General features: G+C 44.4%; 12 protein-coding genes. 6 read left to right on the top strand and 6 right to left on the bottom strand.

Annotated elements, in window-relative coordinates; translation table 11 throughout:
• Positions 1–152: 152 nt before the first annotated feature.
• Positions 153–1,547, bottom strand: coding sequence for a glycoside hydrolase family 28 protein (locus tag JCM15548_RS10970; RefSeq protein WP_062125266.1), 1,395 nt, complete (start codon positions 1,545–1,547; stop codon positions 153–155).
• A 396-nt stretch (positions 1,548–1,943) separates the two neighbouring features.
• Here JCM15548_RS10970 and JCM15548_RS10965 point away from each other — a divergent pair, with 396 nt between their 5' ends.
• The gene (locus JCM15548_RS10965; RefSeq protein ID WP_062125263.1) at positions 1,944–3,920 is read left to right on the top strand and encodes a monovalent cation:proton antiporter family protein; all 1,977 of its coding nucleotides are present in this window, start codon (positions 1,944–1,946) and stop codon (positions 3,918–3,920) included.
• Positions 3,921–3,930: 10 nt separating this feature from the next.
• Here JCM15548_RS10965 and JCM15548_RS10960 read toward each other — a convergent pair whose 3' ends face one another.
• Entirely contained in the window at positions 3,931–4,278 is a 348-nt protein-coding gene (locus JCM15548_RS10960; protein WP_062125261.1) for a DUF5684 domain-containing protein, read from the bottom strand.
• Positions 4,279–4,499: 221 nt separating this feature from the next.
• On the opposite strand from JCM15548_RS10960, the gene JCM15548_RS10955 reads away from it, so the two are divergent.
• From JCM15548_RS10955 to glmS, 3 genes are all read left to right on the top strand, one after another.
• Complete coding sequence (locus JCM15548_RS10955) at positions 4,500–4,781, top strand: GNAT family N-acetyltransferase (RefSeq protein WP_062125259.1); 282 nt, start codon at positions 4,500–4,502, stop codon at positions 4,779–4,781.
• A 211-nt stretch (positions 4,782–4,992) separates the two neighbouring features.
• A complete protein-coding gene (locus tag JCM15548_RS10950) occupies positions 4,993–6,984 on the top strand; it encodes a DUF4954 family protein (protein ID WP_062125257.1) in 1,992 nt (663 codons plus the stop codon).
• 89 nt (positions 6,985–7,073) lie between these two features.
• Entirely contained in the window at positions 7,074–8,909 is a 1,836-nt protein-coding gene (glmS, locus tag JCM15548_RS10945; protein ID WP_062125256.1) for a glutamine--fructose-6-phosphate transaminase (isomerizing), read from the top strand.
• Positions 8,910–8,994: 85 nt separating this feature from the next.
• On the opposite strand, the gene rfbB is transcribed toward glmS, so the two are convergent.
• From rfbB to JCM15548_RS10925, 4 genes are all read right to left on the bottom strand, one after another.
• The gene (gene rfbB, locus JCM15548_RS10940) at positions 8,995–10,047 is read right to left on the bottom strand and encodes a dTDP-glucose 4,6-dehydratase (protein ID WP_062125254.1); all 1,053 of its coding nucleotides are present in this window, start codon (positions 10,045–10,047) and stop codon (positions 8,995–8,997) included.
• 119 nt (positions 10,048–10,166) lie between these two features.
• Positions 10,167–11,192 (bottom strand): UDP-glucose 4-epimerase GalE, encoded by a 1,026-nt coding sequence (gene galE / locus JCM15548_RS10935; protein WP_062125252.1) that lies wholly within the window; start codon positions 11,190–11,192, stop codon positions 10,167–10,169.
• Between the two features lie 312 nt (positions 11,193–11,504).
• Positions 11,505–13,016 carry an FISUMP domain-containing protein gene (locus JCM15548_RS10930; protein WP_162198222.1) on the bottom strand — a complete coding sequence of 504 codons (1,512 nt, stop codon included), beginning with the start codon at positions 13,014–13,016 and terminating at the stop codon, positions 11,505–11,507.
• Between the two features lie 144 nt (positions 13,017–13,160).
• Positions 13,161–13,715: a T9SS type A sorting domain-containing protein gene (locus JCM15548_RS10925; protein WP_062125248.1), complete on the bottom strand. Its 555-nt coding sequence runs from the start codon at positions 13,713–13,715 to the stop codon at positions 13,161–13,163.
• Positions 13,716–14,043: 328 nt separating this feature from the next.
• Between JCM15548_RS10925 and JCM15548_RS10920 the strand changes: the two genes are divergently transcribed.
• Together JCM15548_RS10920 and JCM15548_RS21125 are read left to right on the top strand one after the other, a co-directional pair.
• Positions 14,044–14,958 carry a tyrosine-type recombinase/integrase gene (locus JCM15548_RS10920; RefSeq protein WP_062125245.1) on the top strand — a complete coding sequence of 305 codons (915 nt, stop codon included), beginning with the start codon at positions 14,044–14,046 and terminating at the stop codon, positions 14,956–14,958.
• On the top strand, positions 14,930–15,133 hold a 204-nt coding region (locus tag JCM15548_RS21125; RefSeq protein WP_173427658.1), incomplete at its 3' end, for a transposase zinc-binding domain-containing protein. The genes JCM15548_RS10920 and JCM15548_RS21125, both read left to right, overlap by 29 nt.

Below are 15,133 nucleotides of genomic sequence, written 5' to 3'. Positions count from 1 at the left end.
AATGTAGCGTATTCTTTGATTCCATCCAACCTTCGGGATTAAAAAAATATTTAAAAAACGATGCTTGAGATGCAAACCACTTGCTATCAATTATAAAAAAATAAACCCCGGACCATATGCCCGGGGTTTTGGTGGAAAAATCGTCGGTTTATTTAGTAGGTGGTTACTTCATCTACCGTAAAACTGACATTTTTGAATTCGATATTTTTTGAACCTGTGATTTTGGTGGGTATTTCAACGTTGTGGAAATCACAATTGATGAATTGGATATCCGATACAACAATGGCTTCCTCGCGTCCCTCAATCAATACCCCGTAGCGGCTTTTTTGACTGTTGACATTTTCCAGAACGATGTTTCTGATGTCCGGCATATACGGACCATCCCCGTCGCGGCGCTCATACATCAGTTCAATGCGAAAAACGGCTTCCCGGCACTGGCCTACCTCAACGTTGCGCACATAGACATCGCGCACATACCCGCCCCGGACGGTGTTGGTTTTGATGCGGATGACCCGGTCGAGTTCGGGACTGTCCATGGTGCAATTTTCTACAAAAACGTTGCTCACGCCAGCCGAAATTTCGCTTCCCATCACTACGCCACCGTGACCATCTTTCATGTGACAGTTGCGCACGATGATGTTTTCGCTGGGGATGGGCGTGTTGCGACCGTCGTTGTTGCGTCCTGATTTGATGGCTATACAGTCGTCCCCGGTATCGAACAAACAATCTTCAATCAATACATTCCTGCTTGATTCGGGGTCGCAGCCGTCGTTGTTGGGGCCGTGGCTGGAGATGGTCACGCCTCTTACGGTCACATTTTCGCAGAAAATGGGATGAATGACCCAAAAGGGAGCTCTTACTATGGTGACGCCTTCAATCAATACGTTGGTGCAATTGATGGGACTGATGAACTGGGGGCGCAATAAATCTTCCTCCGTCATCAGACGCTCTTCTACCGGCACATTGTCTTCCGCCATTTTCATGAGTTTGGGGCGACCGGTCTGGTATTGGCTGCTCATGCCTTCTTTCCAGCCATACTCCTTTTTTTCTTTCATCCACCACCAACTTTCGTTGTCGGCTCTGCCATCCAGTTTGCCTTTTCCGGTGACTGCAATGTTGGTTTCATCACTGGCATAGATAAGCGGGCGATAATTGATAACGTCAAGCCCTTCCCAGCGCGTTCTTACAAAAGGTGTATAATCAGATGGGTTATTTGAAAACATGAGTGTAGCGCCTTCTTGCAGGTGAAGGTTGACATTGCTTTTGAGCGTAATGGGACCCGTGTAAAATTCCCCGGGAGGAATAATGACCCTACCGCCACCGGCTTTGCTACATTTCTCAATCAAACGGTTGATTACTTTGGTGTTGTCATGCTTCGCACCTGGCTTTCCGCCGTTTTTAGTAATCACATAATCTCTGTCGGGAAAAACAGGATCTTTAATTTGTTCCAGTATCTCTTTGGCTTTTTCCCAGGGGTCATTATCTGCCAAAGCAATTTTGGGGAGAGCAAACAGCACAAATACCAACAATATCAAACTCTTTCTCATAATGGTTCATGTTAATGAATTAATTCGTCAACAGGAAATGGTTCAAATTATTCTGTTTCCCATTGTTTTCTTTTAAACAAATATAGGTTTCAGAATAGGATTATGAAAGCTGTCTGGTTTTGGCTTATTTTGGGGGATTGCTTGTTAAGGGTTTGTTCTAGAGTCGTTTGGCGGTGATTGTCTGCATGCGTCAGAGTAATTTGTGAATGCAAAATCGTCAATTTGTCTCACAAAAAAGATGACTGGACGAGGTAAAGAAAAAAGTAATTGATTGTTGGCCTGCTTAAAGTCGGTACATTTTATTTGTTAAGGTTGGATGTTTTTTCCCTATTGCTCCTCTATAATGGCTATCTTTGGGGCTATTGCTATTAATCAATATATCCATACAGGCATCCCATGGAATTCCCGATACTTAAAGATATTCTTATCATATTTGCCTTGTCGACTCTGGTGAATTATGCTTTTAACCGGATAAAAGTGCCTACCATTGTGGGCTATTTACTGACCGGAGTTTTGGCTGGGCCGCATCTTACCGGAATTGTTTCCTCCTCGGAAAGTATCCATACTCTGGCTGAAATTGGCGTTGTTTTGCTCTTGTTTACAATAGGCCTGGAGTTCTCATTGAAGCACCTGATAAAAATTCGCCGCGTTGTTTTTGTGGGCGGATTTATGCAGGTGTTTGTTACTGCCGCTCTCATTTTACTGGTCGCCAGAAGCTATGAGATGGATCTTTTGGGAGCAGTGTTTATTGGTTTTATTACGGCTCTGAGCAGTACCGCCGTGGTTTTGAAAGTCTTGCAGGATCGATCTGAACTAACTTCCAATTATGGCAGGACGGTTTTGGGGATACTGATTTTTCAGGACATTCTGCTGGTTCCATTGTTGCTGTTTACACCCCTTTTAGGCGGGGAGACGGAGGGGGTAGGCAGCATGATTTTTTATCTGGGCATTAAGTCCGTTCTCATTATTGTTATGGTTTATGTCGGACATAAATGGGTGATGCCCTGGGTTTTACATATTATTGCGATGACGAAGAATCAGGAGCTTTATTTTATGAGCGTCCTGCTTATTTGTCTGGGCATCGCCTTTCTTACCAACGAGCTGGGCATGTCACTGGCTTTTGGCGCCTTTTTGGCGGGCTTAATGATTTCTGAATCCGAGCATAGTCACCATATTTACGGACATATCATTCCCTTTAAAGACATTTTTACCAGCTTCTTTTTTGTTTCCATTGGAATGATGCTGGATTTGGAATTTGTGGTGGACAATCTTTCGCTTGTTTTTATAACCGTGTTGGTTGTGATTGGCATCAAGGCCTTTGTGGCGGGCATGACCGGATTTGTGCTCGGGCATACTTTCAGAGGTTTCATACTGGTCGGACTGGCTCTGGCGCAAGTCGGTGAATTCTCCTTTATATTGGTGCAATTGGGCCTGGGATACGGCATCGTGTCAGATTTCTATTACCAATTGTTTTTAGCTACTGCCGTTACTACCATGTCGCTCACTCCCTTTCAGATTATGCTGTCGCGACCGCTGTCTTCCTGGTTGGTTTCTTTTCCATTGCCCAAAGTGCTGATTGAAGGGATGTTTCCCCTTAAGCAAATTGACATTCCGGTTCTGGAGAATCATCTGGTGTTAATTGGAAAGGACTCCCGTTCCCGTAATATTGCGGCCATGGCGGGATATATTCATTTGCCTTATATTGCTATAGCTTTTGATCCGGCAGAAGTAAAAAAGAGACAGGAGGAAGGAGAGACCATCATTTATGGGGATGCCGCCAATGAGCCCATTCTGCGAAGGGCGCATGTGGAAACCGCCGAGGTGATCGTGGTATCGATAGGTGATATGATTACTGCCCTGTCGATTATTGAACGCGTCAGACATTTAAACAAGCATGCTTCCATCTTTGTCCGCACCAGATATGTCGAAGACGTTGAAGAGTTACACAGAGTAGGAGCTACCCAGGTTATTCCGGAGGAGTTTGAAACGGCCATTGAAGTCTTCGAGCGGGTGCTGAACAAATATTTGATTCCGCAGAGTGATATTAGTCAGATTATTGGCCGCATCAGAAAGGATAATTATGGGGTGGTGCGACAATCCGTCAAATCTTCGCGCTTTTCAATAATGAAGGACCTTCCCAACATAGAAATATCTGCCTTAAAAGTCCATGAACACTCTCCGGTAGTCGGTAAAAATCTGGCAGAGCTGGATTTTAGAAAAAACGCCGGAGTAACCGTTGTTGCCATCAAGCGATCAGATTTGATTGTCGAAAATCCGATGGCTGAAACGAGGTTTAAAAAGGGCGATATCGTCTATGTTTTGGGAAAACAGGACCAAATCGCCCACACGGTAAAAATGTTTATGGCCAAGTAGAAAAATCGTTTTATTTTCCTGCTGCCCCCTGGTATTGGGCATCGCCAAATCCTAATACGGGTATGAAAATATAGGGTAGAAAAATGATACCCACGGTGTACCATACACCTTTTCCAAAACTTTTTGAAAGCAAATTGACTGCCCAAACGCCGAAGACGAGGTTGATTGGTGCAATGAGGATCAGGAAAATCCACCACCAGGGCTTACCAATGATTTGAAGCAGAATGATTAAGTTGTATATGGGGATGATGGCCGTCCATCCCGGTTTTCCGGCTTTTTCGAAAATATTCCAGACAGATATCAGCAAAAAAAGCGATAGCGCAACGCTAACAAGACTAATTAGTAAATAGTTATCCATGACAGATGATTGTTTGGTTTAAGCAACTAACTTACTATTTTTTTTTAAGGTTTGCAATGGAAGGCTTCGGTGGAACGGTAAGAGGTCGGGCAGCCCGTTGGGGAGCCGGATCTGTATCTGATCTGTTGTTTTTTGCCCCGAAAATTGCTTTGTTGCCGGCTGTTGTTTATCTTTCCCTGTAAGGCCATTTTTTTGTCGTTTTACGTTTAAAATTAATGATTATGCCACAGGTAGTTCATAAAGAAGATCTTCATCGTTTTGAATTGGAAGTAGAAGGTGCTGTAGCCTTTATCGAATATAAAGTGAAAAAGCCCGATGTTTTTGCCTTTGTCCACACGCTGGTTCCTGATGCTCACAAAGGTAAAGGGGTGGCTTCTCAACTGACCAAAGGCGCTTTTGAGTGGTGCAGGGACCACGGCGTTCAGATAATTCCGGTTTGTCCTTTTATTGTGACTTTCGTTAAAAGACATCCTGAATGGAATGACCTCATACACGAAGGGTGATCTTTCATTTCCTTTTGAATAGTTCGTTTTTAGTTGTTTTTTGCTTTAGTGAGGTTTTGAATGGATTGAGTAATATATAGGTCTTTCATAACCTTGTTATTGGGCACACTGGCACATTGTTTTGTTGTGTGAAGGTTTCGTTTTGCTGTGCATGGTGTCCCTTTTCTTAAATATTCTTACTTTCGAATTGTTTTCATTAAATCATTCGGAAATGAAGTTTCGAAATCTATCAACAGAAGAAATTGCTCAGCTTGAAAGGAATGGTTGTGTTTGTCGCGACTGGTCGCTTATCACGGTAAAAAGCGACTTTTCTGCCTCTAACATTCGAAATGTCCAGTTTTCTGGCCGTGTTTCAATTGGTCTGCTTGAGAAGTCTTTTACTTCGCCGGGTGGTGTTCCAAAAATGGCAGGATTGTATCATGCGACCATTCATAATTGTCAAATCGGTGATAATGTTTATATCAGTCAGATAAAAAATCATCTCGCTAACTACGATATTGGTGATGATGTGATTATCGAAAATGTGGATTCCCTGTCGGTAACCGAGCCCTCCGCTTTCGGAAATGGCGTCAGGGTGGCCGTTTTGAATGAAACAGGGGGGCGGGAAATAGCCATGTACAATGAATTGTCTGCGCAATCGGCCTACCTCATGGCCTTTTATCGCCATCGTCCCGAACTTATTAGTCGCTTAATGCATATGGTGGATGCCTATGTGGAAAAGACACGATCGGATCGCGGTAAGATTGGAACAGGAGCGCATTTGCTCAATTGCCGCACTATTTTAAACGTGAATATCGGACCTTATGCCGAAATTGAAGGCATTTACCGCCTGACCAACGGATCGGTGAATAGTTGTGAGGAAGATCCGGCTTATATTGGTCCCGGAGTGATCGCCGAGGAATTCATTACATCCTGTGGCAGCATCGTTACGGAGTCTACCATGATTTCCAAGTGCTTTGTGGGACAGGGCACGGTATTGGGAAAACAATACAGTGCGGAGAATTCGGTTTTCTTTGCCAATTGCCAGGGGTTTCATGGAGAGGCCTGCTCCATATTTGCCGGACCTTATACGGTTTCTCATCATAAATCCACCTTACTTATTGCAGGGTATTATTCCTTTTTGAATGCTGGCAGCGGTTCCAACCAGAGTAATCACATGTATAAACTGGGACCTATTCATCAGGGAATTGTGGAGCGTGGCGGAAAGACCACCAGCGATTCCTATTTGTTATGGCCGGCTAAAATTGGTGCTTTTTCTCTGGTGATGGGGCGGCACTATCGCAATCCCGACACGTCTGATTTGCCCTTCTCCTATTTGATTGAAAACCGGGATGAAAGTCACCTGGCGCCTGCCGTCAATCTAAGAAGTATAGGTACCATTCGCGATGCCCGTAAATGGCCCAAACGCGACCGGCGCAAAAGTTCCGAGTTGCTCGACTCGATCGTCTTCAACCTGCTCAGTCCCTATTCCATTCAAAAAATGATACAGGGTATTAAGGTGTTGAAAGATTTGAAGGAGACTTCGGGGCCGACCTCTGAATATTACATGTACAACAGCGTGAAGATTTCTGACACAGCGCTTGAACGGGGCATTCAATTGTATCGTTTGGGACTGGTAAAATTTCTGGGTAACGGCCTGGTTAAAAAGCTGGAGCTGAAACGGTATAAAACAGATGTTGAGATGCGTAAGGCCTTGACATCCGATGGATTGGAGGGTTCCGGTGAATGGGTGGATATGGCTGGTTTGTTGGTGCCTAAAGAAATTGTTTTAAAGTTTGTCAATGACCTTGAGCAAGGAAAAATTGAGTCCATTGTTGACCTTAATGGCTATTACCGCGAATGGAAAGAGAACTATTTTTTCTGGGCCTGGAACTGGATTGTTCCCAGGCTGAAGGAGGAAATTGGGTTGGATGTGGCTGTGGCTGGCCGGGATGAAATAGATGGATTTGTGGAAGAATGGAAAAATGCCGTCGTCCTGTTGGATGAGATGATGTATAAGGATGCCCGTAAAGAATTTACACTAAAGTCGCAAACCGGATTCGGCATTGATGGTTCTGCAGACACACGGGCTACCGATTTTGAGAATGTTCGGGGCGAGTTTACGTCTCATCCTGCTGTGAAGGATATTCTTGAGCACATTGATAAGAAAAGCAAATTGGCCGATAAAGTCCGAAAGAAGCTGGCTGCGCTCATTGTGGAGTAGTCAAATATTATGAATAGAGGTCAGCAAGACAGCGGTAAATGGGTGCCTTGCCAGGACCAAATAATAACAGAAACTAAAAGAATATAATTATGTGCGGAATAGTTGCTTATGTTGGCGGGCGAACCGCTTATCCGATACTTATTAAGGGGCTGCAGAGACTCGAATACAGAGGGTATGATTCAGCAGGAATTGCTTTGCTGAACGGAGAGACGCATGTGTATAAATGCAAAGGAAAAGTTAAGGATTTGGAGATGTTGTCCAAGGATCAGGACATCTCCGGGACGATTGGAATGGGACATACCCGATGGGCGACACACGGCGAGCCCAACGATGTCAATGCCCATCCCCACCAATCCATGAATGGGAAGTTTTTTGTGGTTCACAATGGCATAATTGAAAACTATTCCCACCTGCGCAAGGAATTGAAGAGCAGAGGGTATCAATTTAAAAGTGAGACGGATACCGAAGTGTTGGCGAATTTAATAGAGAACATCTATCTGGAGCAAAAAGTCACTGCTGAGCTGGCGGTTCGACTGGCCTTGACACGGGTTGTGGGAGCTTACGGATTGGTAATTACCTGCGAAGATGAACCGGGACAATTGATTGCAGCCCGCAAGGGTAGTCCGCTGGTTGTTGGCGTGGGCGATAATGAGTATTTTTTGGCTTCCGATGCAACGCCCATTGTTGAGTACACCGATCAGGTCATCTACCTGAACGATGAAGAGGTGGCGGTTATTCGTCAGGATAGTCTGGAGTTAAAAAATTTGGGTAATGATAGCAAAACACCCGATATTAAAAAAATCAGTCTTTCCATCGATCATATTGATAAGGGCGACTATGAACATTTCATGCTCAAGGAAATTCATGAGCAACCGGTGACCATTCAGGATACTTTTCGTGGCCGGATTTCCATGGATGAAAGTAAGATTTTTTTGGGTGGCATTCTGGATGTGATGCCCCAACTAATCAAAGCACGCCGAATTATCATTGTGGCTTGTGGAACCTCCTGGCATGCAGGTTTGGTGGGTGAATACCTGTTTGAACAGTATGCCCGTATTCCGGTGGAGGTGGAGTATGCCTCTGAATTCCGGTACAGGGATCCCATTCTGGAGAAAGATGATTTGGTGATTGCCATCTCTCAAAGCGGTGAAACGGCCGATACCCTGGCCGCGATACGCAAAGTGCGGGAGACCGATGCCACCATTCTGGGTATCTGTAATGTCGCAGGATCATCCATTTCGCGCGAAACGGATGCCGGGGTTTATACCCATGCAGGCATAGAAATAGGTGTGGCTTCCACCAAGGCGTTTACCTCACAAATTACGGTGTTAACGATGATGGCTTTGCTGCTCGGCAGCAAGCGTCAGGCCTTGTCTGCTTCAGAATACAAGCATCTCATTAAAGAACTTATTCAGGTGCCCAAAAAGATAGAGGAGATATTGAAGGAGGAGCATAAGATTGCTGAAATTGCCGCTGTTTATAAGGATGTGAGCAATGCGCTGTACATGGGACGCGGATTACTTTTTCCAGTGGCACTCGAAGGTGCCCTGAAACTGAAAGAGATTTCTTACATCCACGCCGAAGGTTATCCGGCAGCAGAGATGAAACACGGACCTATTGCACTGATTGATGAGAATATGCCGGTGTTGGCATTGGCTGCCAATGACGAGTCCTACGAAAAAATGGTGAGCAACATTCAGGAGGTGAAGGCCCGCAAGGGAAAAGTGATTGCGGTGGTCACCAAAGGCGATAAAATCATTCGCAAGATGGCCGACCATATCATTGAAATACCGGATTGCCACGAGGCTGTTTCTCCGCTATTGGCGGTAATTCCGCTTCAGATTCTGTCTTATCACATCGCTTTGATGCGTGGATGCAATGTGGATCAGCCCCGTAACCTGGCTAAATCGGTAACGGTGGAGTAGGGGCAGGGAACTTTTCAAAAGATGGGTATAAAAAATGCGGCTCCGGGCCGCATTTTTTATTGGTGGTTAGTTCACGATCGTTTTATTAACGGTCGCCGTATTGATCATTGTAATACGATTCGTATTCGCCCGACATCACCCGCTTCATCCAATCGAGGTTGTCCAGGTACCATTTGACGGTTTTGACCAGACCTTCTTCAAATTGCAGGGATGGCTTCCAGCCCAGTTCTTTCATCAGTTTGGATGAATCAATGGCATAGCGCTGATCGTGTCCGGATCTGTCCTTTACAAAGGTAATCAGTTGCTCGGCATCGCCTTTGGGGCGATTCAGCTGCTCGTCCATGACCTGGCACAATAGCTTAATCAGGTCAATGTTTTTCCACTCATTGATGCCGCCAATATTATAGGTTTCGCCATTTCTTCCCCCATGATATATCACATCAATGGCCGCTGCATGATCTTCGACATACAACCAGTCGCGGATATTGTCTCCCTTTCCATAAACGGGAATGGGTTTTTTGTTCAGAATGTTATTGATGGCCAGGGGCAATAGTTTCTCAGGAAACTGGTTGGGCCCATAGTTGTTGGAGCAGTTGCTGATCACGATGGGCAACCCAAAAGTGTGGTAATAAGCCCTGACCAGGTGGTCAGAGCTGGCTTTTGAGGCAGAGTAGGGACTGCGGGGATCGTAGGCCGTTGTTTCTGTAAACAGCCCGGTTTCTCCCAATGAACCATAGACTTCGTCTGTAGAAATGTGGTAAAAGCGCTTGCTCTCCATTTTGTCCTTCCACTGTTCTCTGGCCGCATTCAATAAGGTTACCGTCCCCACAATGTTGCTGTTGATGAACTCCATCGGGTTACTGATGCTTCTGTCCACATGCGATTCGGCCGCCAAATGGATGATGCCGTCGAACTGATTGGTGCCGAAAAGACGGCCAACAACCTTGGGGTCCGTGATATCACCCTTGACAAATTCATAGTTGTTTTTGTGCTCAATGTCCTTGAGGTTTTCAAGATTCCCGGCATAGGTTAAAGCATCCAGATTAATGATTTTGTAATCTGGATACTTGTTGACCATTAGGCGAACGACATGAGACCCAATAAAACCTGCTCCCCCTGTTATTAATATTTTTTTCATTCTTTGTTGCGCATTTAAAATGATTGGTAATAAAAGCCTATTCCTTCTTAATGGGTTTCAAATTACTTAATAATCCCCATCCAACCAATAATGATTTGACGAAAGGGTTCAGATCTGGTTTAAATGCCTCTGACATTTTTTTCCCACGCCCAGGCCGATTGCAGGGTTTCTTCAACCGTTTTTTTAGCTTCCCAGCCCAGCTCTTTATTTGAGAAAGTGGTGTCCGCCCATATCTTTTCAATATCCCCGGCACGTCGAGGTGCAATGGTGTAGGGAAGGTTTACGCCGGTGACTTCCATGAAGGTTTTGACCAGTTGCATCACCGATACGCCCTGGCCGGTGCCCACGTTGAAAAATTCGTAGTTGGCCTTTTGATTTTTTTTGATGAGGCGGTTAATGGCCACCACGTGCGCTTCTGACAAGTCTACCACGTTAATATAATCCCGAATGGCCGTACCGTCAGGGGTGTCATAGTCATCACCAAAAATGCTCAGTTCTTTTCGCAGACCGGCCGCCGTTTGTGTAATAAAGGGAACCAGGTTGTTAGGCACGCCCAGGGGCAGCTCACCTATCAGGGCTGTCGGATGCGCACCAATAGGATTAAAATAGCGTAAGGCGATGCAGTTGATTTCAGGGTTAACCTGACAGAAGTCGCGCATCACGTCCTCACTAATGGCCTTGGTGTTTCCATAAGGTGACTCGGCCGGCTTTCGGGGCGTTTGCTCGGTCACCGGAAGGTGGTCGGGCTGACCATAAACCGTGCAGCTTGAGCTGAAGACCAGACTGGCAATTTGCAGGCGGCGCATGTTATCGAGGATGTTGATCAGGGAATTCAGGTTGTTCTGGTAGTATTCCAAAGGTTTTTGTACCGATTCACCAACCGCCTTAAAAGCCGCAAAATGAATAATGGCCACGATATCCGTGTGCTTGTCAAATAAATCCCTGGTCTCGATGGCATTCGACAAATCGGTCTTTTCAAAAGCGGGTCGTTGACCGGTTATTTTCTCTATGGCGTCCACCACTTCAATTTTCGAATTGGACAGATTGTCTGCAATGACCACCTCAAACCCGGCATTTTGCAGTTCAACCACTGTATGTGACCCAATATACCCGGTGCCACCTGTGACAAGAATTTTTTTGCTCATGTATCTAATTATTTATTGTAATTGTTTATTCAGCAGGAAAAACCGTTGGGTTTGTTGTTAAAGCGTATTTTCAGCACAAGTACCGCGCGTTTGGGAACAGCCTCCTTTACGTCGTAAAAATAGTGATAATAGAGTAAAGGTTTAGGAAACTTTTTAGGTTTTTTCCTTTCAGTTTTGGCAACTGCACGTCGGGCTTCATTTATTTACTTGCCTTCATAATCCGTATAATTTCCTGGGCTATATTTTCAGGTGAGAGGATAAAATCTATGCATCCGCTGGCTATAGCACTCCTCATATTATCTTACCCTATAATTATTCCTTAATACAACGCACAGAGGCGCCACTTGCACGGCTATTATTGCTGATAAAACCACCAGTACCACTTATGTATAGTGCCTTCGAATAGATGTCAAACAGTGAACTCGACCAATAAACACCGTAGAATCCCACATTCAGGTTTGAGCCATCATCACTTCTTCGAACACCTCCAGCCGGCATCTTTAGAGGTGAGAGAAATTCTTCTTCTGAATCAATACTTTCCCAACTTATCCGTTCGGCTTCTAACTCTGCCTCAGTTGGCAGCCGGTAGCCGTCCGGGCAAGGATTATTAATGCCACTAACACCTTGCCACAAATTGGCATTATGTGTGCTGCGCCAATTCAATGGGCTTTGTTCATTAATTATAAAGTAGCCATGTCCGGGTATGTCACCACTACTTAAATTTGTGGTTGTTCCGGATGTTCTTTTTTCATGTCCATCCCCTCCTCTGCCCCATTGATACAAACTGCCATAGGCTGCCGTATCCGTTCTGCTAATTGCTGCCCGACTAGCACCCAGGTTTCTGTCCATCCATATCTGGCCGGTTACAGGGTTAAGAACTTCTACTATGTCTGTTTTACTGTTGTCCTTAAATCGCGCCGTAAGTGTTATATTTTCTGCAGGCATCGTGTATGTAAAATCCACTATTTCGCTTATCGTTTCTCCGCTTTGGGTCCATTCTGAAAATCTCCATCCAGCATTGGTTGTAGCAGAAAGGTTAATTTCTTGACCTGCTTCATATTGACCAGTACCAAATGTTGTGCCTGCTTCAAGAGGATTGGTGGTGAGGGTGAGCGTGTAGGTGGTGAGTTGGGGAAGAGTGTCTTTCAGACAACGGACAGATAAACCTAACTCCTTCCTGAGTTCGGACCTGAAAACGTTGCTGTAAACGTAGTGCATTTTTCGTTGCCAGGCGTTACTGCTACTGCCCTCCGTAGCACTCCACCAGTAACCGTAATTGCCAATGTAGTTGAATGCACTAATGTCGTTGCAGTCGCCGCCCGGAAGGGCTGTAAAACCGGTTTCGTTAGTTGCTCCGGTATTTGGAGTGTTCCAATGGGTTCTTCCGGTTTCTTTAAGTTTACCTCCCGAAACGCTTTCACCTCCAAGATAATCGGTTAATTTTGTCCAATCTGCATCACTTGGTAAATGCCAACCGGAGGGGCATACGCCTTGCACACCACTAGGGCTTTCTGTGCTGCTCGCAGCTCCGTCCATAGCGGAAGACCAGTTGTATAAAACGCCGTATGTCTCATAATTAACTGATGCTTTTGCATCAGTTACATCAGTGCCGTCATAATCATAAACATAATAATATGGAATTGTTTGCGATCCTGCTCCAGGGCCAACAACACTTGGTAAATATCTCAGGTTTTCTGCCATCCAAATCTGGTCGCCTATTTTCACCCAATTGTATCCAGTCCCATCCCGTGTGTCAATAAAAGTCCCGGCTGTAGGCGCATCTATAACAGGCTGATAAAATATTACACTGTCAAGATCTGCCATTTTAATAGATTGCTTATGAATAACCAATCCATCTTTCATAAAATAAATGGTATCGTTTTGAGCTGATACAGTTGAAAGTTGAATGCAGCAATTTATAAGTAATGTTATGGCTAAGGTTAAATACTTTCTCATTATTTTTTTATCTTATTTCTTAATTATTTTAATGCTTTTATTGACTGTAGATGAGGTATATCGACAGAAAAAAACGCCATTGGGTAAATGACTTAAGTTTAATGCGACCGGCCCCGAACCATTGTTTTTTTGAGTTAATAATACTCTGCCGTTCAAACAGAAGATAGTGATACTGCCTTCTGTGTCATTTGAGCCTCTTAAATCAACATTAAGTATGTCAGTGAAAGGGTTCGGATAAATAACCATATTGGCATTATTCTCCTGCTTTAATACCCTATCAATGGTAGTAGTAGATTCAAAAAAGTTGAGATGCCTTAATCCGTCGAGGGCATGAACTACCGTGGTATTATCTTTTTCCTGAATGTTGACATTTCCGTCTTGAAAAGTCATCTTTTGTATGTTGCTCAAGATGTAGGCGGTTTGGTTGCCGCTGCGTTGTTTTACCTTCAAGGTTTGGGCCGATAGTGCTGAAAGCAATAAAGGAAATGCCAATAGGATGGCCACGACTAAACGATTTATATTCCACTTCATACTTACATCCTCTTTCTTTCTGGAAACATTATTCATTTCTTTTTATTAGAATTTAGTATATCGATTTTTTTAGCAGTTGTGAACCGGTAAACTCCATCTGTGGATTTATATAAATTTGCAGCATAAAATGCTGGTCAAAAACTTGGTTTATCCTTAGCATACGATGGGGGCTTGCGGGCGTCGTTGTTGTCTGCCGTTACAAAATTTGATGCGGGGCAGAAAATGTCACATAACTATCTAACCCCTATTGTTTTACACATGATGTTGAACTAAATCCTCCGGGATAGCTCCTTTCAAAAATAGCATAAATCTTTTTAGTCACAAGTCGTTATAACTGTATTATTCACTTTAAAATAATACAGTTATGAGAAAGAAAACAAGCTTAACTATTGTTGAGCGCGCCATGGTTCTGGTTCCTGAATTTAAGGACAGAGCCTTGAAGCTGGAACATCAGGTGGTTCTTCGTGGCCAGAGCGCCAGTACCCTGAATAATTACATCAGGTGCATTGCTCTGTTTGTCATTCATTTTGAAAAATTGCCAGAACACGTCATCGAAGATGAAATTAACGAGTATCTGGTAGCCCTGGCACGCGACCCTAATGCGCCTTCGCGCAGCAGTTTCAAACACATGGTTTACGGCCTTAGGTATTACTACCGTTTGTTGGGCATGAACAAAAAGGCCATTGCACTGCCTTCATTAAAGCAAGACACCAAATTACCGGTTGTATTGAATCGCCAGGAGCTAAAAATGCTGTTTTCAGCTCCTACGCTGCTTAAACACCGAATTATTCTTACGCTCATCTATTCGGCCGGATTACGTGGGCAAGAGGTCATCAATCTTAAGATATCAGATATTGACTTTGAGCGCATGGTCATCCATATTCGCCAGAGCAAATACAAGAAAGACCGGATTGTTCCATTGTCATCTGCAATGGTCATAGGACTCAAAAAATACCTCAGTGCAGAAAATTCTCTTGTTTGGCTTTTCAACGGTAAAGAGCCTGATGGACGCTACAGCGTTAAAGGACTATCCTGGGTAATGCGGGAGAACCTTAAAAAAACCTCTATCGCCAAAAGTATCAATCTTCATTCCTTGCGTCACTCCTATGCTACACATTTATTGGAGCAAGGATTAAACATCGTAACCCTAAGGGATCTTCTGGGCCATGCCGACATCTCAACAACCATGATATATCTTCACGTAGCCCAGTGCCAGCACATTACTCCTCACAGCCCTTTAGACACACTTTATGGAAAAGCACTGCATAAGCAAGCATGAGTTGGCTCACATTGTCCGTCAATTTGGGAAATCCTTGTTGCAGAGCGGTGAGCTATCGCCCAAACAAATCAAGGTTTTGTACAATATTGTTCAGTGTCGAACGGCCACTTTGGGTGGTCATGAGCAGGTGTGTAATGATTGCGGTGTCATCAACTACAGTTACAACAGCTGTCGT

Origin of the sequence: Geofilum rubicundum JCM 15548 (assembly GCF_000974365.1) — a bacterium.
GTDB lineage: Bacteria > Bacteroidota > Bacteroidia > Bacteroidales > Marinilabiliaceae > Geofilum > Geofilum rubicundum.
This window is presented reverse-complemented; position numbering and strand designations above follow the sequence as displayed.

Excerpts from the sequence above, each read along its gene's own strand:
- JCM15548_RS10970 (WP_062125266.1), bottom strand. The coding sequence starts at position 1,547 with ATGAGAAAGAGTTTGATATTGTTGGTATTTGTGCTGTTTGCTCTCCCC.
- JCM15548_RS10965 (WP_062125263.1), top strand. The coding sequence starts at position 1,944 with ATGGAATTCCCGATACTTAAAGATATTCTTATCATATTTGCCTTGTCG.
- JCM15548_RS10960 (WP_062125261.1), bottom strand. The coding sequence starts at position 4,278 with ATGGATAACTATTTACTAATTAGTCTTGTTAGCGTTGCGCTATCGCTT.
- JCM15548_RS10955 (WP_062125259.1), top strand. The coding sequence starts at position 4,500 with ATGCCACAGGTAGTTCATAAAGAAGATCTTCATCGTTTTGAATTGGAA.
- JCM15548_RS10950 (WP_062125257.1), top strand. The coding sequence starts at position 4,993 with ATGAAGTTTCGAAATCTATCAACAGAAGAAATTGCTCAGCTTGAAAGG.
- glmS (WP_062125256.1), top strand. The coding sequence starts at position 7,074 with ATGTGCGGAATAGTTGCTTATGTTGGCGGGCGAACCGCTTATCCGATA.
- rfbB (WP_062125254.1), bottom strand. The coding sequence starts at position 10,047 with ATGAAAAAAATATTAATAACAGGGGGAGCAGGTTTTATTGGGTCTCAT.
- galE (WP_062125252.1), bottom strand. The coding sequence starts at position 11,192 with ATGAGCAAAAAAATTCTTGTCACAGGTGGCACCGGGTATATTGGGTCA.
- JCM15548_RS10930 (WP_162198222.1), bottom strand. The coding sequence starts at position 13,016 with ATGGCAGATCTTGACAGTGTAATATTTTATCAGCCTGTTATAGATGCG.
- JCM15548_RS10925 (WP_062125248.1), bottom strand. The coding sequence starts at position 13,715 with ATGAATAATGTTTCCAGAAAGAAAGAGGATGTAAGTATGAAGTGGAAT.
- JCM15548_RS10920 (WP_062125245.1), top strand. The coding sequence starts at position 14,044 with ATGAGAAAGAAAACAAGCTTAACTATTGTTGAGCGCGCCATGGTTCTG.